At 53.6% G+C, this 24,303-nt stretch carries 18 protein-coding genes and 1 pseudogene; 8 read left to right on the top strand and 11 right to left on the bottom strand.

The genetic code is table 11. The annotated features are described in order from the left end of the window. Position 1: 1 nt before the first annotated feature. Together phnG and phnF are read right to left on the bottom strand one after the other, a co-directional pair. On the bottom strand, positions 2-445 hold the full coding sequence (gene phnG, locus AC6HVW_RS23630; RefSeq protein ID WP_071681260.1) for a phosphonate C-P lyase system protein PhnG: 444 nt from the start codon (positions 443-445) through the stop codon (positions 2-4). After that, positions 446-1,174: a phosphonate metabolism transcriptional regulator PhnF gene (gene phnF / locus AC6HVW_RS23625; RefSeq protein WP_021807487.1), complete on the bottom strand. Its 729-nt coding sequence runs from the start codon at positions 1,172-1,174 to the stop codon at positions 446-448. 289 nt (positions 1,175-1,463) lie between these two features. Between phnF and AC6HVW_RS23620 the strand changes: the two genes are divergently transcribed. The 3 genes from AC6HVW_RS23620 to AC6HVW_RS23610 all read left to right on the top strand — a co-directional run bounded on the left by AC6HVW_RS23620 (position 1,464) and on the right by AC6HVW_RS23610 (position 2,570). Further along, positions 1,464-1,751 (top strand): type II toxin-antitoxin system RelB/DinJ family antitoxin, encoded by a 288-nt coding sequence (locus AC6HVW_RS23620; RefSeq protein WP_021179086.1) that lies wholly within the window; start codon positions 1,464-1,466, stop codon positions 1,749-1,751. Between the two features lie 8 nt (positions 1,752-1,759). Further along, positions 1,760-1,957 (top strand): type II toxin-antitoxin system RelE/ParE family toxin, encoded by a 198-nt coding sequence (locus tag AC6HVW_RS23615; RefSeq protein ID WP_186486543.1) that lies wholly within the window; start codon positions 1,760-1,762, stop codon positions 1,955-1,957. A 136-nt stretch (positions 1,958-2,093) separates the two neighbouring features. After that, entirely contained in the window at positions 2,094-2,570 is a 477-nt protein-coding gene (locus AC6HVW_RS23610) for an Hcp family type VI secretion system effector (protein ID WP_094981869.1), read from the top strand. Between the two features lie 422 nt (positions 2,571-2,992). Here AC6HVW_RS23610 and AC6HVW_RS23605 read toward each other — a convergent pair whose 3' ends face one another. Continuing rightward, entirely contained in the window at positions 2,993-3,523 is a 531-nt protein-coding gene (locus AC6HVW_RS23605; protein ID WP_497569718.1) for a hypothetical protein, read from the bottom strand. Positions 3,524-3,988: 465 nt separating this feature from the next. Between AC6HVW_RS23605 and AC6HVW_RS23600 the strand changes: the two are divergent. Then, positions 3,989-4,280: pseudogene (locus AC6HVW_RS23600) on the top strand (tyrosine-type recombinase/integrase); the annotation flags it as partial. On the opposite strand, the gene nrdG reads toward AC6HVW_RS23600, so the two are convergent. The 3 genes from nrdG to AC6HVW_RS23585 form a co-directional block, all read right to left on the bottom strand. After that, on the bottom strand, positions 4,281-4,745 hold the full coding sequence (nrdG, locus tag AC6HVW_RS23595) for an anaerobic ribonucleoside-triphosphate reductase-activating protein (RefSeq protein WP_186486545.1): 465 nt from the start codon (positions 4,743-4,745) through the stop codon (positions 4,281-4,283). A gap of 510 nt (positions 4,746-5,255) precedes the next feature. After that, complete coding sequence (gene nrdD / locus AC6HVW_RS23590) at positions 5,256-7,394, bottom strand: anaerobic ribonucleoside-triphosphate reductase (RefSeq protein WP_071681263.1); 2,139 nt, start codon at positions 7,392-7,394, stop codon at positions 5,256-5,258. A 311-nt stretch (positions 7,395-7,705) separates the two neighbouring features. After that, the gene (locus tag AC6HVW_RS23585) at positions 7,706-8,593 is read right to left on the bottom strand and encodes a LysR family transcriptional regulator (RefSeq protein WP_071681264.1); all 888 of its coding nucleotides are present in this window, start codon (positions 8,591-8,593) and stop codon (positions 7,706-7,708) included. A gap of 104 nt (positions 8,594-8,697) precedes the next feature. Here AC6HVW_RS23585 and AC6HVW_RS23580 point away from each other — a divergent pair, with 104 nt between their 5' ends. Further along, positions 8,698-9,222: an NAD(P)H-dependent oxidoreductase gene (locus AC6HVW_RS23580; RefSeq protein WP_071681265.1), complete on the top strand. Its 525-nt coding sequence runs from the start codon at positions 8,698-8,700 to the stop codon at positions 9,220-9,222. Between the two features lie 192 nt (positions 9,223-9,414). Here the strand turns inward: AC6HVW_RS23580 and AC6HVW_RS23575 are convergent, their stop codons facing one another. The 4 genes from AC6HVW_RS23575 to treR form a co-directional block, all read right to left on the bottom strand. After that, positions 9,415-11,448, bottom strand: a complete 2,034-nt coding sequence (locus tag AC6HVW_RS23575) for a glycoside hydrolase family 3 protein (RefSeq protein WP_497569717.1) — start codon at positions 11,446-11,448, stop codon at positions 9,415-9,417. Positions 11,449-11,939: 491 nt separating this feature from the next. Continuing rightward, complete coding sequence (gene treC, locus AC6HVW_RS23570; protein WP_497569716.1) at positions 11,940-13,604, bottom strand: alpha,alpha-phosphotrehalase; 1,665 nt, start codon at positions 13,602-13,604, stop codon at positions 11,940-11,942. A gap of 18 nt (positions 13,605-13,622) precedes the next feature. Beyond that, a complete protein-coding gene (gene treB / locus AC6HVW_RS23565; RefSeq protein ID WP_021179093.1) occupies positions 13,623-15,038 on the bottom strand; it encodes a PTS trehalose transporter subunit IIBC in 1,416 nt (471 codons plus the stop codon). Between the two features lie 189 nt (positions 15,039-15,227). Further along, positions 15,228-16,175, bottom strand: a complete 948-nt coding sequence (treR, locus tag AC6HVW_RS23560) for a trehalose operon repressor TreR (RefSeq protein WP_497569715.1) — start codon at positions 16,173-16,175, stop codon at positions 15,228-15,230. Between the two features lie 412 nt (positions 16,176-16,587). Between treR and mgtA the strand changes: the two genes are divergently transcribed. Both mgtA and AC6HVW_RS23550 read left to right on the top strand, forming a co-directional pair. After that, positions 16,588-19,296 carry a magnesium-translocating P-type ATPase gene (mgtA, locus tag AC6HVW_RS23555; protein WP_497569714.1) on the top strand — a complete coding sequence of 903 codons (2,709 nt, stop codon included), beginning with the start codon at positions 16,588-16,590 and terminating at the stop codon, positions 19,294-19,296. Between the two features lie 162 nt (positions 19,297-19,458). Then, positions 19,459-21,852 carry a beta-N-acetylhexosaminidase gene (locus tag AC6HVW_RS23550; protein WP_071681270.1) on the top strand — a complete coding sequence of 798 codons (2,394 nt, stop codon included), beginning with the start codon at positions 19,459-19,461 and terminating at the stop codon, positions 21,850-21,852. 21 nt (positions 21,853-21,873) lie between these two features. On the opposite strand, the gene AC6HVW_RS23545 is transcribed toward AC6HVW_RS23550, so the two are convergent. Further along, entirely contained in the window at positions 21,874-22,803 is a 930-nt protein-coding gene (locus AC6HVW_RS23545; protein WP_071681271.1) for a LysR family transcriptional regulator, read from the bottom strand. A 224-nt stretch (positions 22,804-23,027) separates the two neighbouring features. Between AC6HVW_RS23545 and AC6HVW_RS23540 the strand changes: the two genes are divergently transcribed. Then, entirely contained in the window at positions 23,028-24,275 is a 1,248-nt protein-coding gene (locus AC6HVW_RS23540; protein WP_071681272.1) for a dicarboxylate/amino acid:cation symporter, read from the top strand. Positions 24,276-24,303: the final 28 nt, after the last annotated feature.

Here is a 24,303-nt window from a genome sequence, read left to right as displayed (position 1 = left end):
CTTAATCCCCTCGTACCAGCGTAAAGAAGTCTACCCGGCTGGCTGCTACGGCACGGGCGCGCAGTTGGCGCTGCTCCTGCTGCAGTGCGGCCAGGAGCTCAATCAGCTGAAGCTGTAGCAATTCATGGTTGGCGGGTTGTTGTAGCAAAGCGTCGATCAGCGCACAGAGTTCGGCATGCTCCTTGTCACGTCCGGTAACGTAGCTGTAGCCCTGGCCACCGTTTTCCAACTGCACCACGGCACGGGTGACGGTCATGTCGCCCAGTACAAAGCGGCGGCCGGTCGCTCCCATCCGCCCTAGCAGCTGTGTCAGGCCAATCTCAGGGGCGCGCAGGCGCTGGTAGCTTGGGTTGAGGTTCAGCGCCTGCCAGTGGCTGCGCAACTGGGCGGGTTGGCTATGCGCCAGGACCGACATCCAGCGTTGTCTCTGCTGTAAGGATTGCATTCAGTGCTCCATCGTCAGTTCGATCATGTCGGCGCGCGCCAGGCTGACGGAGTATTCCGCCACCAAATCGCTGCCGATACAGGTATTTAGCGTGCGCACGCATAGCAAAGGGGCATGGGTTGCTATCTCCAGCAGGCGGCTCTCTTTGGCCTGGGCACGCCGTGCGCTGATGCGGGTCTGGCGGCGGGTCAGCGGCTGGTGGATCTGTTGTTGGATAAACTCATGCAGCGAGCCGCTGTGGAACTGTTGTAAGGCGGGCCACCAGTCCAGATCGGGCAGATAGTGGTCGATCACGCTGAGGGGAACGCCGTTCACCCGGCGCAGGGTGCGTAAGTGGATAATAGTTTCCCCCTCTTCACGGCTGAGCGCGCTGGCGATATGCCCATTACACGGACGTAAAACAGCAAGTAAGCGCTCACTGGTGGGGTGACTGCCCTGCTCGAACAGGTTCTGGCTGAAGCGGGTGTTGGCGTGCAGCGGATAATTATACGGGCGTAGCAACACCAGAATGCCGATGCCGTGGCGGCGCTGCAGCCAACCCCGCTCTACCAGCTCGTCTACGGCGCGGCGCAGCGTGTGGCGATTGACCTCAAAACGCTCGGCAAGTTGTTGTTCTGAAGGCAGATAATCTCCGCAACGGTATTGGCTGCACAGCTCCTGCTCCAGTTGGGCGGCAATCTGCTGATATCGGGTAGGGTAACTGGTCGGATGTCTAGATAAGTGCGTCATAGCCAATACCTCGGCACTTCGGTTGGGGGAGAAAGCGAAAAAGCGGCGATAGCATTCATGATCGGCACTCGGTAACAAAGTTGGGCTAATGTTGCCGGGGGCAGATGACAATCAGGTGACGCGCAGGTGGCGAACTGATGAACAATTTGGGACAGGGAGATGATGGCTTAGATTGATGTAAAGAGTGGGTGCTGGTTTGAGTGAAAAAACACCAATGAGGCTTATTTTGTTGTCACAAACGTGCTAACGTTTATGGATGTTGAATACGGAGTATGTAGGAGTTTTGAAGATGGAAAGCCGTATCCAGTTTCGCATTGAAAATGAAACTAAACTGTTGGCACAGAAAGCTGCTGAAGCGAAAGGGACGACCTTAAGTGAAGCCTGTCGGCGTTTAGCGCAACAAATGGCGGACGATCAACGTGCTGCTGAAGAACACGAAAACTGGTTGAAAGATAAGGTTGATGCAGCCTTTGCCCGTTTGCATGAAGGAGAGGCTGTTTATCTTACCCAGCGGCAAGCTGAGGAGAGAATGAGCGACTTTAAAGCCAAAGTCAGGGCGAAATACGCAACCAAATAAGGATTATTATGCGCATCGAATGGGACGACGTTGCGTTGCAAGATCGGGAACGCATTTTTGAATTTCTTTATCCACTCACTCCATTGGCCGCGGAACAAGTTGATGATGAGATTGAACTTGCCGTTGAGTCGCTGCTAGAAAACCCAGAAATGGTTAGGCTCACAAGCTTTGTTAGCGCACAATTATTCAATAATAAAAACATATAATTAAAAAGCTTTCATTCATGAAATCCATTTGTAAATCTCTAAGTATACTGTTGGGCTTTCTAGTATTATACACAGAGTGGATTGTTACTCTGGAACTTCGATTTTATTAAATCGCTTAATTAAAATGGAGATTTAAATGGCCACAACTATTTATGCAGATATTCAAGGTGAAAAGCAAGGGCATATTTCCGCAGGTTGTTCATCAGTACCATCCATTGGCAATAGGAGTCAAAAAGGGCATGAAGACCAAGCTTTTATCTATTCTTTTGATCATGACCTTACAAGAGATCAAAACGTCTGTCACCATCCGATTGTAATAAACAAGCCTATTGACAAGTCATCGCCTCTTTTGGGGGTTGCATTAGATGGAAATGAAAGACTTCAAATTATAATTTATATGCACCGAATAGATTCAACTGGAAGGATTGAAAAATTTTACACTATAAAGCTAAAGGATGCATATATTGTTAGCATTAGTCAGCACTGTCCAAACTCACTATTACAGAGTGATGTTCAGCCTTATGAAATCATATCCATAGCATATAAAAGTATTGACTGGACTCATGTAGCTGGCACGTCAGGATACAGCATATGGGATGAGCGCGTATTCTAGTTATTGAAGGCCGTTTTAAACGGCCTTTTTATGTATACTTGTCTGGGATATACTTCCAAGATAAATAGAAGACTACAATAATTGATATTATTAATAACCTCCCGCTATATTCTGGTATGAATGCCAAATACAGCAAATACAATAAAACAACGACAGCAGTTGGAAGGAAATTAAAAAATATAGTAAATATAATTAGTTTGACGTATTTTAAAACAAAACCAATCATGATTTTTATTATTTCTAATATTTCGATAATCATAAGCCAATTACCTCTTCTAAAATTTCAATTTTTCCTTCAAGCGTAGCGTTATGTTTACTTTTAAGCTTCATTATTAACGCCGTTATAATTGGATCTACATATATATATAGCATCTCAATTCTATTATTATATAGTATGTTATAATAGCGAGGTTCAAGCGTTCTTAGTTTTCTTGCTGCCATAGCAGCTGCCCATACAATGCAACACCTGTTAAAGCCCATGGGCCTTTCTTATATGTTTGTTTCCTGATTGAGGCTAAAATTTCAGGCGATCCAGATAAAGATTTACCTATTGTATAAGCAATAGCTTTCTTAGTTAGCACTCCAGAAGTAAACGCAGCAAATAATTTACTTGTCCCTCTTGTTCTTGATTTAGCTTCTCTTTGGGTTCTATCCTCATCATCTAAAACAAACTCAACATATAAAATCAGCATATGCAGAAGTATATCTCTCTTTCCAAATAACTCCAAAATACCATAAAAATACCGTTCGTCTTCTATTTTTATTTCTTGACAAACATCTTCATATTTATCTATGAAACATGATGTTCTCCATGATAGCCTTTCAAATCCATCATATATTGCCTCGGTTGTATCAATTGCTTTCTCATAGACACCCTCAACACCTTTATCAAGGGATAATGCCATTTTTCTTTCAGCCTGCATTTGTTGTCTAAGAAAGTAACTATAGTCCATTTAACAAGCTCCTTTTATTTATACGGCATTTGGTACTAAAAAAACATTATATCTCTAATGCATTCCTCAAAGCTAGCCTTACGAAAAAATGAGGTTATAGTTTGATATGCATGGATAAGATCGAAATTTTCATTCACATGATGTATTTTTTGATTTTAATTTATTAGTTATTTATATGTCATCGGCAAACCAAAAATTTAGTCCTCTAAATTGAGGCTCTTTGTCTGCCTTAAAATGTCGCCTTGTACGGCTTACTTGCTCACATCCTTTGTTGATCATTTCGTTCTTGGCCATCCCCAAAAAATTAACATCTGGTTTCGATCGCAGCTGACCAGCGCACAATATGTAGTGTATCGGGCTGGCCCTCTTCTTCTTTCCTTTCCCGTTCTGTGCCGGTGGCCGCTCCGCGAACTTTTACAGAATTCATGTAGCGACACTTCCCAGGGGCTGGGATACCTGTTGCTTGATATCGTCCGATCGATGCGTGATTACGCCGCACAGTTGGGCGCAGGATTACCGAAATATCTACTAGCTCCAGAGGTGGCCGTATTGCTGAGCTACTTTGACGGTCTAACTCGGCGCATGTTTTTTGATACTCTATGGAACACCAGCGCAAGATTGAATGAAGCACTTGCACTAAGACCAGGGGATTTTGAACTGGAGCCATCGCGAAAAAACCCGCAGCTGGTTGTGGCTATTAGGGACATGGAAACAGCGTCAAATCGAAGCCAGTCGGAACCCCGGACGGACATCAACATTAGCGCAGTTTATGTAGCACCTGGTTAGCGCTGCCGCGCCAGATCAGCGACGGGTCTTTTAAATCCTGCACAAACTTGCCGTCTATCAATACGTTAATCCGATCGACGATCTGCATCTGCTCGCTATTCAGTTCATCCAGCTTATAGCCGGTCCACAGCCAGATATCTTTGCCGGGGCATTCGGCGTGTACTCGCTTGACTAACTGCAATACGGCGGCGACGTTGGCCGGGTGCAGCGGATCGCCACCAGACAGCGACAGCCCTTGGCGTGGAATACGCTTGTCGTTGAGATCGGCTATGACCTGATCTTCCATCTGCTGGGTAAACGGCAGGCCAGAGTTCAGCCGCCAGGTGCTTTTGTTATAGCAACCGGGGCATTGGTGCACGCAGCCTGCGACAAACAGCGTGCAGCGGGTGCCGGGGCCGTTGACCACGTCGATAGGATAATACTGGTGAAAATTCATAATGTTGCGTTCTTTTATATGGCCCCTCACCCCAACCCTCTCCCATAGGGAGAGGGAGCTGGTCCGGCGTTGTGCTCAGGTGCAGAAGTTACTCTGCAACATTGTTACCAAGGGCGAGTGCAGTAATTAAGTTGTGACACTTTCTGTCCCCCTCTCTGTGGGAGAAGGAGCAGGTACGGTGCGGCAGTCAGGTATGGAAGTCACCTGTGACGTATATGGCCCCATCCTCTCACTTGTTACCAAGGGCGAGTGCAGTAATTAAGTTGTGGCACTTTCTGTCCCCCTCTCTGTGGGAGAAGGAGCAGGTACGGTGCGGCAGTTAGGTATGGAAGTCACCCGTGACGTATTTGGCCCCATCCTCTCATCTCAAGCCTCTCCTTTAGTAAGAGGGAGCTGACCCGATGTTGTGCCCAGAAGCTATGTTGAGGACGAATGCCGTCGTTAAGTTGTGGCACATTCGGTCCCCTCTCCCTGTGGGAGAGGGTTAGGGTGAGGGGCCGCTGTCTGAAATTAACCGATCTGCCCGTTGCCCAGATGTTTCACCCGGCGTTTCACTTCTTCCTGCTTACCGGCGTTGAACGGCCGGGCATCCGGGCTGCCCAGATAGCCACATACGCGGCGGGTCACCGACACTTTTGCCGAATCATGGTTGCCACATTTCGGGCAGGTGAAGCCCTTACTGGTACAGGAGAACTCACCGGTGTAGCCACACTCATAGCACTCATCGATCGGCGTGTTGGTGCCGTAATAAGGCACGCGGGTGTAGCTGTAATCCCACACGTCCTCCAGCGCCTTCAGGTTGTGCTGCAGGTTCGGGTATTCGCCGTAACAGATAAAACCGCCGTTGGCCAAAGGTGGGTATGGCGCTTCGAAGTCCAGCTTGTCGTACGGATTAACCTTTTTCTCCACGTCGAGGTGGAAACTGTTGGTGTAATAACCCTTGTCAGTCACCCCGGCGACCACGCCAAACTCGCTGGTATCCAGGCGGCAGAAGCGATCGCACAGGTTCTCACTTGGCGTGCTATACAGGCTGAAGCCGTAGCCGGTTTCTTCTTTCCAGCTTTCGGTTGCGTTTTTCAGGCGCTCAACGATGGCGATAGCTTTGGCGCGCAGTTGCTCATCGTCGTACACGTGTTTTTCTGCGCCAAACAGCGCGTTGATGGTTTCATGCACGCCGATGTAGCCCAGCGAAATCGATGCGCGGCCGTTCTTGAAGATCTCCGCAATATTGTCGTCGGCTTTCAACCGTACGCCGCAGGCTCCTTCCATATACAGGATCGGTGCCACGCGGGCCTTGATACCTTCCAGGCGGGCAATGCGGGTCATCAGGGCTTTCTTGGCCAGCAGCAGGCGCTCATCCAGCAACTGCCAGAAGCGGTCTTCGTTACCCTGGGCTTCCAGAGCAATACGTGGCAGGTTCAGGCTGATCACGCCGATATTGTTGCGGCCATCGTGGATTTGCTCGCCGTTTTCTTCATAGGTGCCGAGGAAGCTGCGGCAACCCATCGGTGTTTTAAACGAACCGGTGACCTTGACCACCTGATCGTAATTGAGAATGTCCGGATACATGCGTTTGCTGGCACATTCCAACGCCAGCTGTTTGATGTCGTAGTTGGCGTCACCAAATTTGTGGTTCAGGCCGTCGCGGATGGCGAAGACCAGTTTTGGGAACACGGCGGTTTTACGATTTTTACCCAGCCCGGCGATACGATTTTTCAGGATCGACTGCTGGATCATGCGCGATTCCCAACTGGTGCCCAGGCCGAAACCGAAGGTGACAAACGGCGTCTGGCCGTTGGCGGTATGCAAAGTGTTGACTTCATATTCCAGCGACTGGAAGGCGTCGTAACACTCTTTCTCGGTGCGGGTCATCGCATAGCCTGCCACGTCTGGGATCTGCCACTGCTGCGCTACCTGCTGATGCTTGTGGAAGCTCTCGGTAACGAAGGGGGCCAGGATCTCATCGATGCGGTTGATGGTAGTGCCGCCATAAATATGGCTGGCAACCTGAGCGATGATCTGAGCGGTTACGGCGGTGGCGGTGGAGATCGACTTCGGCGGCTCGATCTCGGCGTTACCCATCTTGAAGCCGTTGGTCAGCATGCCTTTCAGATCGATCAGCATACAGTTGAACATCGGGAAGAACGGTGAGTAGTCGAGATCGTGATAGTGGATTTCGCCGCGCTCGTGCGCCAGCACCACATCGCGCGGCAGGATATGCTGTTTGGCGTAGTGCTTGGCGACGATACCGGCCAGCAGATCGCGCTGGGTAGGGATCACCTTGCTGTCTTTATTGGCGTTCTCATTGAGCAGCGCAACGTTGCTTTGTTCCACCAGGCCACGAATTTCCTGGTTCAGCCGCCCGCGCAGCTCACGCGAGACGTCACGATCGTGGCGATATTCGATGTAGGTACGTGCCAGTTGCTTATACGGGCCAGACATCAGCTGGTTTTCTACCGCCTGCTGGATTTCGTGGATATCGACTCGCGGTCGGTTTTCCATCTGTTGAGCGACCACGCGGGCGACGGTAGCACAGTAGTCGGCATCGACAACTTCAGCGGCCAAAGCGGCCCGCTCGATGGCCTGCTTGATCAGTATCTCGTCAAAAGATACCTGGCAACCGTCCCGTTTAATCACTACTGGTTTCACGTTGTAACTCCTGTCCCCATGGGGGAGCGTCGGCTTATCCACAGGGCAAAACCGCAGGGCGCAAGGGCTGCGGAGGGTGTGGATGATATTGTGGATAACTACTACATATAGGTGGTTGAATATCTATGGGCACTATATATGGGTGTGGTGCCGCTTTTTTTGACGTGGGTCAAAGAATGGGGGGAGCAGTTTGAACGCTGTACAGCTACCCGTTACAGGAATATTTGTAACCCTTGCTATCAGCGGCTTGAATGGAAAATGCCGATTATCCGAAAGATCGTTAAAGCGTGATTGCGATCGCATCATGCCGGTTAGCGGCGAAAATGCGCCAGTAAAAAATCGACCCAGACGCGCACCCGTGGCGGCAAATCTGCAGAGGCGTAGTAGAGCCAGATTTGCGTGGGTTTAGGCCAGTGATCTGGCAGCACCGGTAGCAATGTTCCCTGGGCAAAGTGCTGTTCCACATACCAGCGCGACAGGCAAGCAATGCCCAGCCCGGCCAGCGCGGAATCTAGCAACATCTCCGGGCTGCTGGCCGTCAGGCGGCCATGCAAATCCAGCGTTTTGTGTGCCAGAGGCCACTTTACATTACGCCCGGTGGCCGGATTGCGGTGCAGCAGGCAGCTATGTTGCAGCAGATCTTCCGGCACCTGCGGTGTGCCATGTTGGGCAAGGTAACCGGGGGCAGCGACCAAGAGCATCTGCATCGCGTAGAGCGGTCGTGCTACCAGCCGGCTATCGGGATCGACCTGGCTGCCGATGCCCACATCAAAGCCTTCACCAACGAGATTCACCACCCGGGCATCCAGTGACAGATCCAGATCGATCATCGGGTAGCGTTGTAAAAACTCAGGGATCAGCGGCATCAGTACCTGGCGGCCAAAGCCTGGGATCATGCTGACGCGCACGCTACCGGCGGGAGGGAGTTGTGTGCCTCCAGCCAGCTCTAACGTGGCGGTCAGCGCTTGCCATAGCGGTGCCACCTGTTGCAACAGGGCTTTGCCTTCGTCAGTCAGCACCACGCTGTGGGTGTTACGTTGGAACAGCCGCAGCGCCAGCTTCTCTTCCAGCACGCGGATATTCTTGCTGATCGCCGCTGGCGTCACGCCCAGCTGGCGTGCAGCGGCGGAGAAGTTCTCTGTCTGAGCGGCGCTGAGAAACGCCGGTAACAGGCGGTGTACGTCAATGGGCAGCGACATAATGGTTGATACTTTAGGTTGAAGTTAATGTGACCGTTTACAGACTACACCGGAAACGGAGGAAATGAAAAAATGGCTTACTTTCGATAAACAAGGATTTCCCCATGTCGCGTATTTTAGTGTTGGCCGCCCACCGTTTCCCCGACGAATCCCGCATCAATAAGGCGCTGATCGAGGCGCTGCGTCCTTTACCTGACGTCACCGTGCATGAACTGATGCGCGTTTACCCGGACTACCAGATTGACGTGGCCCGCGAGCAGGAACTGCTGCAAGCGCACGATGTGGTAGTGATGCTGTTTCCGTTTTATTGGTACAGCTCACCGGCGATCCTCAGCGAATGGCAGGATGCGGTATTAACCCACGGTTTCGCCTATGGTAGCGAAGGTAATCAGCTGCAGGGTAAGCCTTTGCAACTGGTGGTCAGCACCGGGGGCAACGCGCAGGCCTATTCACCGGCGGGCTATAACCGCTATCCGGTAGCCGACCTGCTGCGGCCGTTTAACGCCGTCGCCAATCTGACCGGTATGGATTATTTGCCGCCGCATCTGGTGCAGGGCGTATTTGATATGAGCGATGAGAAGCTGGCAGAGGAAGCGGCGGACGTAGTGAAGCTGGTGAAAAGTTTTTAAGTTCGGGGACATCCTGAACACTTAACACCGAAGTTTGCTGCTCGGTGTTAAGCGTGGCAACTGTTTGATAATCCGTCTCCCTGTGGGAGGAGACCGATCGAGCGTGTTTGCTGAGGTTATCGCTTTACTACCAAACGAGCAGGGGCTATCAGCTCCCTCTCCCTTTGGGAGAGGGTTGGGATGAGGGCCGTATTACAGAATACCCGCGCCGATTGGGAACAGAGGATCGACAGAATCGTGCGCCACGTCCTCTTTCTGATCCAGCACCGCCTGCCAGCTGGATGGCAGCTCAAACGGTAACTTACCCTGTGCCTTGCTCTTGCCGGTGATCACATCCAGCACCGCCTCATCGGATGCGCCAAAGTTGGCCAGCAGTACGTCGGTTTTATCCACGATGTTGGTCAGGATCGCCGGACGATCGAGGTAAACGGAAATCACCGTTGGCAGGTTGAGCGCCTTCACCTGTTTGATCAGTCTATAGTCTTCACTGCCGCTGTAAGTGCCAGCTTTCTGATCCAGCACCACGGTTTCGGCATCGTCAAAGCCCAGTTGGCCAAAGTTGACCGAAACGCCAAACGGGTAGTGCGGATCGTTCTGATGTGGCGTATCTACTCGCAGGATGGCGATCTCCGCCTCTTCCGGCGTAGCGACGACTTCCAACCCATAGCGTGCCGCCACGGTAGCGTTGACGTTATGCAGGAACACCTTCTTGCCGCTCAGCGCCAATGGCAGCAGGGAATTATTATTCTGCAACAGGATCTGCGCACGGCGCTGTGCGTCATCCCCTTGCTGTTGGAATTCCGCGTTGCCGACGATTTTCACCGCTTTGGCTTCGTCCACGTAAGGTTTCTCAAACAGCCCCAGCTCAAACTTCTGCTGCAAAATACGAGTGACGGAAGCATCGATGGCAGCGATCGGCAGTTGTTGCTGGTTGATGGCTTCTATCAGATCGCTAGGATCGCTGGTACCGCCGAACTGATCGATGCCGGCTTCCACCGCTTTCACTACGCGTTCCTGGCGGGTGAGATTCTCAACGCCCCACGACATGCCGATCCCGGCAGCCCAAGGTGAGACTCCGGCGGCGATGTCGGCATCGCTGATGCCGGTGGCGCATTTACCTTCGCAGCTTTCCAGGATGCCCCAGTCACTCAGCACTACGCCGGTGAAGCCAAAGCGGCCACGCAGCATCTCGGTCAACACCTGCTTATTAAAGCCAAAGCCCACTTCTTCAATCAGCTGATCCTGGTACCACAGGTTGATCGGTTGGCCGTAATAGGGCATCACCGAGGCCACATTGGCGGCAAATGCCCCTTCGAACGGAACCAGGTGGTATTCCAGATTATCGCCCGGATAGACCTGCTCTTTGCCGAAGATATTGTGCGGATCCAACCCGCCAAGCTGTGGTCCGCCACCGGCAAAGTGTTTTACTACGGTGATGACGCTGTCTTGGGTCAGGCCTTTATCACCGTGCTGGAAGCCTTCGATATAAGCTTGCACCTGGCGTTTGGCGAGCTGGTTATCCTCGCCGAAAGTACCGTTGATACGGCCCCAGCGCGGTTCGGTGGCAAGGTCGGCCTGCGGTGACAACGCCATATGGATCCCAACGGCCCGGTACTCCTGGCGGGCAATATCACCAAAGGTTTTGGACAGTGCCGTATCATCGATTGCCGCCAGGCCGAGCGGCTCTGGCCATTGTGAGAAGCTGCCTGCCGCGACGCTGGTGGCATTCGGATCGTTAACGAAGTGGTTGCGTGGGTCGGTACTGATGGTCACTGGAATACCGAGGCGAGACTTCTCGGCCATTTCCTGCAGCGCATTGTTATCGGCGGAAATATGCTGTGGATCGCCCGCCATGCGGGTAATGAAGGTGTTGACGAAGCGTTGGTTCACGTCTTCTTCGGCGGCGCTGATATCGACGCGGCCAGCACCATCGAGGCCAATGGTACCATGCATCATGGCACCAGCTTTTTCTTCCACGTTCATGCGGGCGGTCAAATCGCGGGCGCGGGTGGCGCTATCAAGACGCCAGTCTTCATAAGGGTCTAGCTGGCCGTTTTTATTCAGATCTTTAAACTTCAGCCCGTCGACGGTAAGCGTGGGAATATTTCTGCTCTCCAGCTCCGCCTGCTTACTCGGAGTAATCTGGGTATCATTATTGTCACAGCCGGTCAATCCGGCGGCGAATAAACCACTGACTATAAATATCGACTTCCTTTTGATGGTCATAAAGAGTGCTCCATTTCACGAGAGGTAAAAAGGCCGATGGGAAAAATCAGTCTGGCGGTTTAATTAAAATAGTTATATTTATTATTTATTTATGTTTTTAATCTGGTTTTAACCTATTATTGCATGTTTTTTTTACAGCGTGAAATAAATCTATTTACAATTTGGGATATCCTTCACATTTTAATCTTGGATGCAGATCTTTTTACGCCTGAAATAGCGTAATAATGATTTGGGAAGAAATATAGGTGAGTTAAGTGTAATTGTGCCGGGTGACTTATTTATACGGGGAATAATAAAGGTCAGGTACTACGTGTTAAATATATGATTCAACGGCAGGGCGTTGCGGTTAGATCCGCTGCCTTTTGGCCTCTGCCTGGCGCTGAGTAACAGAGGAAGTGTTCTCAGCGCCAATTTCATTGTTAAAGTCCTACAAAATCATTATTTTTCAAACGATTACGTATGGGTTGTAGCAAACAACTCCCGGTGACCAATCAGGACTCCAGCAGCCACCAACTTGCTTCGAAAGGCCGCAAAACTCCGGCCCGTGGCTGCTCGGCAGCATCCATATAGTTGCTAATCAGCGGTCGCCACAGTTCTGAAAATTCAACGCCAGCGGCATCCCATGCCAAAGGTTCGCGGCTCAGGTTCGCAACGACCAGCAACCGTTGTCCATTCCAACTCCGTTGATAACACCACAATGCCGGGTGAGCCGGGGCCAGATCCTGATAGTCACCGTGAGTCAGCAGCGGATACTGCTTGCGCAGGGCGATCAGATGGCGATAAGCATAAAACACCGAATCCCGATCGGCCAGTGCTGCCTTGGCATTAATCTGCGGGTAGTTCTCTGCACAGGCAATCCAAGGCGTACCGGTGGTGAAACCAGCGTGGGCTGTTGCGTCCCACTGCATCGGCGTACGACCATTGTCCCGTGATTTGCTGGCCAGAATAGCCAACAGTTCGTCTTTGTTTCTTCCCTGAGCCAGCAGTTCGGCGTACATATTCAGGCTTTCCACATCGCGATAGCTTTCGATTTGCTGGAAGCCCGGATTGGTCATGCCGATCTCTTCACCCTGATAGATATACGGCGTGCCCTGCATACCGTGCAGCACCATCGCCAGCATCTTGGCAGCGGTGACTCGCAGCTCGCCCTCGTCGCCAAAGCGCGAAACGATGCGTGGCTGGTCGTGATTACACCAGAACAGCGCGTTCCAGGCGCGGTTATGCATGCCTTGCTGCCAGTGGTGGAAAATCTGCTTCAACTCGACGTAATCCGGCGCGGCCAGCGTCCACTTCTGCCCGTTGGCATAGTCTACTTTCAGATGGTGGAAGTTGAAGGTCATCGACAGCTCGGCACCGCTTTGCGCCGCATACTGTTGGCAATGCTCCAGCGAGGTTGAAGACATCTCGCCCACGGTCATCAGGCCGCGTGGCTGAAACACGTCGCGGCTCATCTCCTGCAAAAACTCGTGAATGCGCGGGCCGTCGGTGTAGAAACGGCGGCCATCGCCCTGGCTATCGCTTGGGAAGTCCTGCTGTTTGGACACCAGGTTGATTACGTCAAGACGCAGCCCGTCCACGCCTTTATCTGCCCAGAACTGGCACACTTTCTTCAGCTCTTCGCGCACCGGCGGGTGTTCCCAGTTCAGGTCGGCCTGCTCGGTAGCAAACAGGTGCAGGTAATATTGGCCGCTGTCGGCGTGCCATTGCCAGGCATTACCGCCAAATTTGGAGCGCCAGTTATTGGGCAGGGCGTCACCTTCGCCATCGCGCCAGATGTAGAACTGACGCAGCGGGCTGGCAGGATCCTGCGAAGCCTTAAACCATGGATGCTCGGTGGAGGTGTGGTTAAACACCATATCCATTACGATGCGGATCTTGCGCTGATGGGCCTGCGCCACCAGGTGTTCGAAGTCGGCCATGGTGCCGTAGGCCGGATCGATGGCGCAGTAATCGGCCACGTCGTAGCCATTATCGACCTGGGGCGAGACATAGACCGGCGTTAGCCAAATGGCATCGACGCCCAGTTCCTGCAAGTAGTCCAGCCGTTGTGTCACCCCAGCCAGATCGCCATAGCCGTTACCGGTGCTGTCCTGGAAGCTCTTCGGATAGATTTGATAAATAACGCCGTTCTGCCACCAAGGGATGATATTGCTCATAAAAAAATACCTTTCAGTTTAAACCGGTAACTCGCCGCGGCTAGCTTTGCGTTTGTAAACCATCATGGTCAGCAGCAGCGGGATCACTACGGCCACCAGGATAGCTACGGAGTAGATCAGCCAGAACTGCGGTTGGATAGACAGGATGCCCGGTAGGCCACCTACGCCGATGCCGTTGGCCATCACGCCGGTCAGGCCACAAATCAAGCCTGCGAAGGCGGAGCCGATCATCGCGCACAGCATAGGGAAGCGATATTTCAGGTTGATACCGTACATAGCTGGCTCGGTCACGCCGAGGTAGGCGGAGATGGCGGCCGGTACGGAAATCTCACGTTCGTTGGCCTTGCGGCTGACGATGATGATGCCCAGCACCGCCGAGGCTTGCGCGATATTAGACAGGGCAATCAACGGCCAGACTGGCGTGCCGCCCATGCTTTGGATCATCTGCATATCGATGGCCAGCGTGGTCTGATGCACCCCGGTGATCACCAACGGTGCATACAGGAAGCCAAACAGTGCCGCGCCGATCGGGGCAAAACTACCGGTCATCACCCACTTCACCGCCCAGGCTACGCCATCACCGATCATGCGGCCAAACGGACCGATCAACGTGTGTGCCAAGAACACGGCCAGCAGCAGAGAAACCACCGGTACCACCACCAGATACAGATAATCCGGCACGATCTTTTTCAGACGGGTTTCGATCCAGCCCAGCGCCATACCGGCGAGGATCGACGGGATCACCTGCGCCTGATAGCCCACTTTCTCAATGGTGAACCAGCCAAAGTTCCACACTTCCGGCACTTGCTGGCCGAGCAGGTAGGAGTTCATCAACTGCGGGGAGACCAGGGTGATCCCCATCACGATGCCGAGCACCGGGGTACCGCCCATCTTCTTCACCGTTGACCAACAGATGGCCACCGGCAGGAACATAAAGATGGCCTCGCCCAATAGCCACAGGAAGTCGTAAATGGTTTTCCAGGCGGGGTGCATCTGGGCCAGCGTTTGGCCGCCGGACATCGGGATATCGCCGATCACGTTGCGGAAACCCAGGATCAAACCACCGCTGATCAGGGCAGGCAGCAGCGGGAAGAAGATCTCGGCGAAGTGGGAGATGCCACGTTCGAACCAGGTCATATTCTGGCGGGCTGCCAGCTTGGCCTGTTCTTTATCGGCTTCGTTGATGCCGGTGGCAGCGATTAACGCCTGATAGTAATCACCGACTTCGGGGCCGATCACCACCTGGAACTGCCCGGCGTTGGTGAAGCAGCCTTTGACCATGCGCAACTGCTCAATCTCTTTCGGCTTGGCCTTGGCGGGATCGTTAAGGACAAAACGCAGGCGGGTAATGCAGTGGCTGACGGTAGCGATATTCTCGCGGCCACCCACCAGCACGATCAGGCGATCGATGTCCTGCTGCTGAACTTTGCTCATTATGGCACCTTTGTTATCAGTGAGGCTCAGAGGTATTGATGTGTTTAAGCTTAGTCACTTGGCCGTGGTTATTAAATGGGAACGTTCCCAACTTGCGGTAAGGATCACAAAACGAACAATAAAGCCGCAAATAGCGTCACAATGAATTCTGGCTACGATACGAAAGGGCGCCGCATGGTGCGCCCCTTGTCAGGCAAGTTTGCAGGGGATAATGATTTGGCGGATGCTCAGTTCACCACTCAACTGGCCAAGCAGTTGAAGGGCCGCCTGCTGCCCAGCGGTGCCATAACCCAATTCAACGGAAAAGGTCTCCGGGAACAAGAAGTTGAGCATTGGAGTGTTACCGATGGCGCACACCTGGATTGGCGTAATCTGTTGCTGTTGCAGGTACTTCATCGCACCTAGCGCGATGGTATCAGAGGCACATACCAGCGCGGTGGTTTGCGGTTCAATCACGTTGGCGGCCTGTTGGAAGCCGCTCTGATAGCTCAGTTCTCCCAGTGCCACCACCGGCGAGATTTTTTGCGCGCGACAGGTATCCAGATAGACCTGATGACGACGCATCCCGGTGGTGGCATCGGACTCCTGTACGCCAAGGTAGCTGATATGGCTATGACCCTGCTTGCGTAAGCGCTGCATCAGCAGTCTCACGGCTCCTTCATCGTCATAACAAACGGAGGAGATCCCCGGATATTCGCGGGCGACCACCACCATTTTTTCCTGCCACGGTTTGAGCATGTCAGCGGTCAGGCCGGTAAAGCCGAACAGGATCACGCCGTCGACGTTGCGCTGGCGCAGTACGTTGAGGTGCTCCTCTACCAGCCGGGTTTCAAACTGGCTTTCCATCACGATCGGATCGAAGCCCTGCTGATACAGCAGCGGCAGCATGGTGCGCACGGCCTGATTTTCCGAAGGGGAATCCAGACGGGAAACGATAATGGCGACCACTTTGTCGCTCTGGCCGCGCATGGCTCGCGCCGATTTTGATGGGGTAAACCCCTGGCTGCGGATCACCGCCTCCACCCGTTCACGGGTTTGCGGGCTTACGCTGCCTTCGTTATTCATCACGCGTGAGACGGTAGACTTGCCTACCCCGCTCAGGCGGGCGATATCCTTGATTGTCAGCCGGTTTTGCATGGTTTACTTATCGTTTAGGTTATGAGGCTTAAACTTACAACATCCCACTTATGCTCGCTACCATAGCGCATTTTAACGCGCGGATCTTGGTGCGCAGCCCATAGTGTTGCAAAACGGAATGGCCGCCTTTGCCGTTCCCACTTTTTCTTTGACTTGAGGTAAATCCCTGAATGGATCCTGATCCGAGCCCCGACACTACTCATTCGGTTCCCCGGTAAAACCTCTCCGCTCTGCGTTGCTGTTTTACCGGTTTAGGTAAGCAGCGGCACTTGTTCGATAGTTCGCCTCTGTTGTGATTGAAAATCAGTGATCTGCTCCGGCGGAGGATTTTTGGCGCGTCCGAAAATCAAGCCAGTGAGCCGGTCCGCCGTTCACCCACTGCCGTGAGGCGCTGGGCAATGAGGTGCGAACGATGAAATTTAAACAAATCCCCCGTCGGCTGCTGGGTCTGCTCAGCCGCAATTTGCCACGCCGACTGGTTCGGCGTGATGCGCTGTTGGAAAGCGTCAGTGGATCGGCGCAAGAGTTGCCTGCCGGTTTGGCGCAACAACGTCTGGAATGTGCCGCCGCCAGCGCGATGCAACTGTATGAGCGTTTCAACAGCCACCCGGAAGGCATCACCGAGCAGGAAGCAGAAACCGCCCGCGGCCAGTTTGGTAGCAACACCATCGAAAACCAGCGTGCTGAAAGTTGGTGGAAGCATTTGTGGCACTGCTACAGCAACCCGTTCAACCTGCTGCTGACCGTACTGGGGCTGATTTCCTACGCCACCGAAGATCTGATTGCCGCGCTGGTGATTGGGCTGATGGTGCTGATCTCCACGTTGCTGCATTTTATCCAGGAAGCCCGCTCCAACAAGGCGGCGGACGCGCTGAAGGCGATGGTCAGCAACACCGCAACGGTGTACCGCAGCGATGCGCATACCGGTAAAAGCGAACATAGCGAACTGCCGATCTCACAGTTGGTGCCGGGCGATATCATCAAGCTATCGGCTGGGGATATGATCCCGGCGGATCTGCGGTTGTTGTCTGCCAAGGATCTGTTTATCAGCCAGGCAGCGTTGACCGGTGAGTCACTGCCGGTAGAAAAAGTGGCAGATCCCCGTAGCCAGGTGAGCGATCCGTTGGAGTGCCAAAACCTGTGCTTCATGGGCACCAACGTCGTTAGCGGTACCGCGCTGGCCATGGTGATCGGCACCGGCAGCGAAACCTACTTCGGCCAGTTGGCACAGCGGGTGACCAGCCAGGATGAGCAGCCCAACGCCTTCCAGGCCGGTATCAGCAAAGTAAGCTGGCTGTTGATCCGCTTCATGCTGGTGATGACGCCGATCGTGCTGCTGATTAACGGCTTTACTAAAGGCGACTGGTGGGAAGCGGCGCTGTTTGCGCTCTCGGTGGCCGTGGGGCTGACGCCGGAAATGCTGCCGATGATCGTCACCTCTACTCTGGCGAAAGGGGCGGTCAAGCTGTCGCGCCAGAAGGTGATCGTCAAACGTCTGGACGCGATCCAGAACTTTGGCGCGATGGATATACTGTGCACCGATAAAACCGGCACGCTGACCCAGGACAAAATTGTGCTGGAGCGCCATACCGATGTGTTTGGTGCTAACAGCGAGCGGGTGCTGCGCTACGCCTGGCTGAATAGTTTCTACCAGACCGGGCTGAAAAACCTGCTGGATGTGGCGGTGCTGACCTGTGCCGACGAAAGCCAGCAGCCGGACGCGTTGCAGCATTACCGCAAAGTGGACGAGATCCCGTTCGATTTCGAACGTCGCCGCATGTCGGTAGTCGTTGCCAAAGAGGCGCAATACCACGAGCTAATCTGTAAGGGCGCACTGGAAGAGATGCTGTCGATCTGTAGCCACGTGCGGCAGGGAGATGAAGTGATCCCGCTCAACGAAGCGCTGCTGGCGCGCATCCGTCGTGTTACCGACGAGCTGAACCAGCAAGGGCTGCGCGTGGTGGCGGTGGCCAACAAGATCCTGCCAGCGACGGATCATGAGTATGGCGTGGCGGATGAATCGGATCTGATCCTCGAAGGCTATATCGCCTTCCTCGATCCGCCGAAGGAGAGCACCGCACCGGCGTTGGCTGCGCTGAAAAAGAATGGTGTAACCGTCAAAATCCTCACCGGCGACAACGAACTGGTCGCCGCCAAGGTGTGTAAGGACGTGGGGCTGGATGCGGAGCATATCCTGCGTGGCAGCGAGATCGAACTGATGGATGACGCCACGCTGGTCGCCGCGGCGGCGCGTACCACGGTGTTTGCCAAGCTGACGCCGCTGCACAAAGAGCGCATCGTCCAACTGCTGCGTAAGCAGGGCCACGTGGTGGGCTTTATGGGTGACGGTATCAACGATGCCCCGGCACTGCGTGCAGCGGATATCGGTATTTCGGTAGATTCTGCAGTGGATATCGCCAAGGAAGCGGCGGATATCATCCTGTTGGAAAAAAGCCTGATGGTGCTGGAGCAGGGGGTGATCGAAGGCCGTCGCACCTTTGCCAACATGCTGAAATACATCAAGATGACGGCCAGCTCCAACTTCGGTAACGTCTTCAGCGTGCTGATCGCCAGCGCCTTTTTACCCTTCCTGCCGATGTTGCCGCTGCATCTGTTGATCCAGAACCTGCTGTACGATATTTCGCAGATTGCCATCCCGTTCGATAACGTCGATGACGATCAGATCACCAAGCCACAGCGTTGGAACTCTGGCGATCTGGGGCGCTTTATGGTGTTCTTTGGGCCGATCAGCTCGATCTTTGACGTGCTGACCTTTGCCCTGATGTGGTACGTGTTCCAGGCCAATACGCCGGAAATGCAGACGCTGTTCCAGTCTGGCTGGTTTGTGGAAGGGCTTTTGTCGCAGACGCTGATCGTCCATATGATCCGTACGCGCAAAATTCCATTTATCCAGAGCCGCCCATCTTGGCCGCTGTGCGTGATGACACTGGCGGTGATCGCCGTCGGTATCGGCCTGACCTTCTCGCCGCTGGCGGGCTTCCTGCAGCTGCAGGCGTTGCCGCTGAGCTATTTCCCTTGGCTGGTGCTGATCCTGGCGGGTTACATGGTGCTGACCCAGTGCGTGAAAGGCTGGTTTGTCCGCCGGTATGGCTGGCAGTAATTTTGCTGGTGGTGAAGGTGAGGAGGGAAATCTCCTCACCTTCACCACCAAATCAATTTGTGATCAATCGCACTGTTCTGCCCCTGCGGTTGGACATCTCCCTCCGGCTCAGTCTTTATCTACTTCCTTGGCTAGATTGATTTTTCCTCTGAGGAATTTCCGATGCACAAACCCTTCAGTTATACGCTACTGGCTTCTTCGCTGTTATTTTCCCTTAATGCGCTGGCTAAACCGGCTGGCGATCTGCCGCTGATGCCCTGGCCGCAGCAGGTTGAGTTAGCTCAGCCGCAAGGCAAGCTGGTGCTGGATTACCGCTTATCGTTCAACGTTCAGGGCGATGACTTGAGCGAAGCGCAGGCTCGCTGGCGCGATCGCCTGGAACGGCAAACCGGTTGGACGCTGGCTCCACAGGGCGAGAAAAACCAGGCGGCAACGATCAGCATCATCATCAAACATCAGGTTGCAGCTCAGCCGCTACCGGACAGCGACGAGAGCTACCAGCTCAAGGTGACGCCGCAGGGCGCGACGCTAACGGCCAACACTCGCTTCGGTGCGCTACGCGGCATGGAAACGCTGCTGCAATTGGTGCAGACCGACGGCGAAAACACCTTTATGCCGTTGGTGAACATTACCGACGTCCCACGCTTCCCTTGGCGTGGGGTACTGCTGGATTCGGCGCGCCATTTCCTGCCAGTCGAGGATATTCTGCGCCAACTTGATGGTATGGCAGCGGCAAAACTCAACGTATTCCACTGGCATCTGACCGACGATCAGGGCTGGCGCTTTGCTTCCGAGCACTATCCAAAGCTACAGCAACTGGCCAGTGACGGTCATTTCTACACCCGTGAACAGATGCAGCAGGTAGTCGCCTACGCCACGGCGCGGGGTATCCGCGTGGTGCCAGAAATCGATCTGCCGGGCCATGCTTCTACCATTGCCGTGGCGTATCCTGAGCTGCTTAGTGCGCCAGGGCCGTATCAAATGGAACGCCATTGGGGCGTCCACAAGCCGACGCTCGATCCTTCGAATGACAAGGTTTATCAGTTTGTCGATAGCATCATCGGCGAACTGGTGGCGATCTTCCCCGATCCTTACTTGCATATCGGCGGGGATGAGGTGGATGCCACCCAGTGGAAAGAGTCCAAAACTATCCAGGCGTTTATGGAGCAGAACCAGCTGGCGGATGCCCATGCGCTGCAGGCTTTCTTCAACCAGAAGCTGGAAAAAATCCTCGAAAAGCATCAGCGCCGCATGGTGGGTTGGGATGAGATTTACCACCCGACCTTGCCGCGCACCATCGTGATCCAATCCTGGCGTGGGCCAGATTCGCTAGGGGCCAGCGCCCAGGATGGCTATCAAGGCATTCTCTCCACCGGTTTCTATCTCGATCAGCCGCACAGCACCGCCTACCACTATCGCAATGAAATTTTGCCGCAGCCGCTGGGGGTAGATACCAACGTGCAGGCGGGGGAGCAGGCGCAGAGCTGGCAGTTCAGCATGCCGCGTTTCAAGGGGAGCCCGGTGGAAGGCACCTTCACGCTGATCGAAGGCAAGCAGGGATGGCGTGGCTTTATCGATTTCAAAGACAAATCGCGCCGTGCTGTACGGGATATCGAGTGGCGTACGCCAGAACAGGTGACCTTCCGCATTGATACCTGGATGGGTGACACACGTCCGGTATTTACTTTGCAGCAGGACCAATTGAGCGGTTACACGCTGGTGGGCAACGTGCGCTACCCAACCAGCGGCAGTAAATTGACGGCGATCCCGGCGGGCGTGATGCCTGTGGTGCCGGATGAGCAGCATCAGGCCAATATTCTGGGGGGCGAAGCCGCCTTCTGGGCGGAAAACATCCGCGCACCGGTGCTCGATCTCAAGCTGTGGCCAAGAACCTTTGCCGTGGCGGAACGTATGTGGTCGGCCAAGGATGTGACCAATGAGGACAATATGTACCAACGCCTGGCGGCGATAGATGCCTGGTCGGTGGTGTCTGTTGGCCTGCAACAGCACGCCGAAACGGCGCGTGAGTTTACCCGTTTGGCTAACAGCGTGGATATCACTCCATTGCAGGTCTTGGCCGAAGCGGTGGAGCCGGGGCAGTATTACACCCGTCAGCACCTGAAGTTCAAGGCAGGTAATTACCATCAATTTGAGCCGCTGAACCGCTTTGCCGATGCCATCCCACCGGAAAGTGCGGCGGTACGCGATCTCGATCAGCAGGTGGCGTTGTTGCTCAAAGACAAGAACCATCGGGCGGCGGCAGAGGCGATCCGTGAACGTCTACAATGCTGGCAACGTAACGGTGCACCGGTGAAGCAGGTGATAGCCGGTAACGTGGTGATGAAGGATTTGGCTCCGGTGGTACAGGATGTCAGTGCGTTGGCCGATCTGGGCTTGATGCTGTTGGAACGCTATCAGCAAGGGAAGCCTTTGAGTAAAGCCGAGGCGGAACAGGCTCAGCAACAGCTGGACGCGGCAGCACAGATCCGGGATGAAGTGGTGATTGCGGCGGTGTATCCGCTTGAAACGCTGTTGCGCGCCGTAAAGGTGCAGTAATCCTGACAGGGGATGGCGCGGTTAAGACTGCGCCAACCAACTGTCCCAGATGGGTACCGGCTGTAGTTGCTCCAGCAGAAAATCGATAAAGGCACGCACCTTGGGGTTGCTGTAGCGGCTGGGAAAATACAGGGCATACAGGCCGTGGGTCGGGTGGGTCAGTGTGCCGTCCAGCGTTAGCGGAACCAATGCGCCTTGCTCAATTAAATCGCCCAACAGGTAAGTTGGCAGATAGGCAATACCTTGATTTTCCAGCACCGATTTCAATAACACCAGGCTGCTGTTGGCCTGGATCGGGGTACGTGTCTTCAAGTGGTGGGCGACGCCCTGCTCATCAATAGTCTTCCACACCGGAGTCAAGCCAGGGTAAATCAGGCACTGATGATGGTTTAAATCCTGAATGGAATGCGGCGTACCGTACTTTGCGAGATATTTTGGGCTGGCGCAATAGGCCCAATTAACCGTGGCTAATTTACGCATTGCGTAATTAATAGGCGGTTCGGAGGAAATGCGCAAAGCGATATCAAAGTTGGTTTCATTAAGATTAACAAAGTTGTCATTAAGGTTAATATATAAATCAACATCGGGACAACGCTCACGAAAATGATTCGCCAATGTTGCCAAATGGGAATAACCAAAAGCCATCGAGCAGGTTATCCGTAATTCACCGTTGGGGTGATTATAGTAACCGGCGGTGGTATTGAGCGATTCATTAAAATCCAGCAACAGTTGTGTCGCACGATTGTATAAGTATTGGCCAGGTTCGGTGAGCGTAAAGCTGCGGGTAGTTCTCTTGATTAAGGTGGTGCCCAACTGACTTTCTAGCTGCGACAGGCTCTTGCTGACCGCAGAGGGTGAGACGTTGAGGTGTGCGGCAGCCTCCGACAGCCCACCACATTCCACAATTTTGACCAGGACTTCCAGTTGCTTTAACGACGCTGGGCTGCTCATTTTTTCCTTTAATTCACGAGTGATTTCTTTAAACGGTACGAATGCGCTATTACATCGCTGGAAACAAGATGCCATTATTAATCGCAGAATACGCTGTACCGTACCAGATCACAACCAAACACCAAGGGGTGACCTGTCTCACACAAGTCACATACTATTGTTGAGAAAAATAAAAAAGTGACATAAGTCACATGAACAAAAAAGATAATAATAAGGAACTGAATATGTGGAAACGTCTAGAACCCTACAAGTCATCTTTTATTCTGTTATTTGCCTTAACGCTCGGGGGGATCGTCGGTATATACGCCCCCGATATTGCGTTGAAATTACAGGCAATCGGTAAGATATTCCTTAACCTGTTGTTTATGATCATCGTGCCTTTGGTCAGTGTCAGCGTGATGTCCTCAATCGCCGGCATGACCGACCTGAAAAAGCTCGGGCGCATCATGGGGGTGATTTTTGCCGTTTCCATTGTGATGGCGCTGATACCTGCAGCCGGTATCGTCGGCCTGGCCACCTTATTCAACCCTGCGCAGGGCGTCACCATTGAATTGGCTGAAAAGTTTAATGCTGGTGGCGGAGGCATGGACTTTGTCAGTATGGTGACCACCAACGACTTTGTCGGGCTGCTGTCCAAATCCAACATTCTGGCGCTGATTATCATGTCCGTGATTGCCGGCATCGCCATCGGCCAGTCGGGTGAGCAGGGCAAGCGGGTGTCAAACTCGCTCAACGATCTCAACACCATCATCATGAAGATTGTCTCTATCATCATGAAGGGCGCGCCAGTCGGGCTGGGCTGCTATTTTGCCTCCACCATGGCCAGCCAAGACTCGCAGTTGCTGGTCACCTTTGCCAGAGCGATTGGTCTGTTCTTTGCCGCTACGCTGCTGTACTACGTTTTTGGTTCCATCTTCTACTCCTGGATTGGTGGCGGCGTGCCTGCGATACGTGCCTTCTGGCGTAACGCCATCGAGCCTTCGGCCACCGCATTGGGCACCTGCTCCTCTCTGGGCACCTTGCCTGCCAATATCCGCGCTGCCAAAGCGATGGGGATTAATCCGGAAATCGTGGACATCTCCCTGCCGCTGCTGGTAAACCTGAATAAGGGCGGCGTGGCAATGATTGCGGCCCTGAAGATCGTGTTTATCTTCGCGGTGCTGGGGTTGGACTTCACGATGGAGACCTTCTTCCTGACGATGCTGATTTCCGTACTGTCGGCAATTATCGTCGGTGGCGTACCCGGCGGGGCTTTCCTGGGCGAGATCTTCATTGTCACCACGTTGGGGCTGCCGTTGGAAACCATCCCGATGCTGGTGGTGCTGGGTACTATAACCGACGCTCCGGCCACGCTGATCAACGTGATCCACGATCTGAACGCCGCACAAATTGTTGAACGCTTTGCGGGCAAAAAGCCGCAACCGGTCTCTGAAAACGCAAGTCTTACGGATGTAGCAGAAAAAATCGCGTAAGGGCCGCTGCATAGCCCTATTATTTTTG

It is taken from the genome of Serratia sp. NCCP-200 (assembly GCF_059697885.1).
The sequence above is the reverse complement of the archived record's forward strand: the minus strand, read 5'-3'. Positions and strand labels throughout refer to the sequence as shown.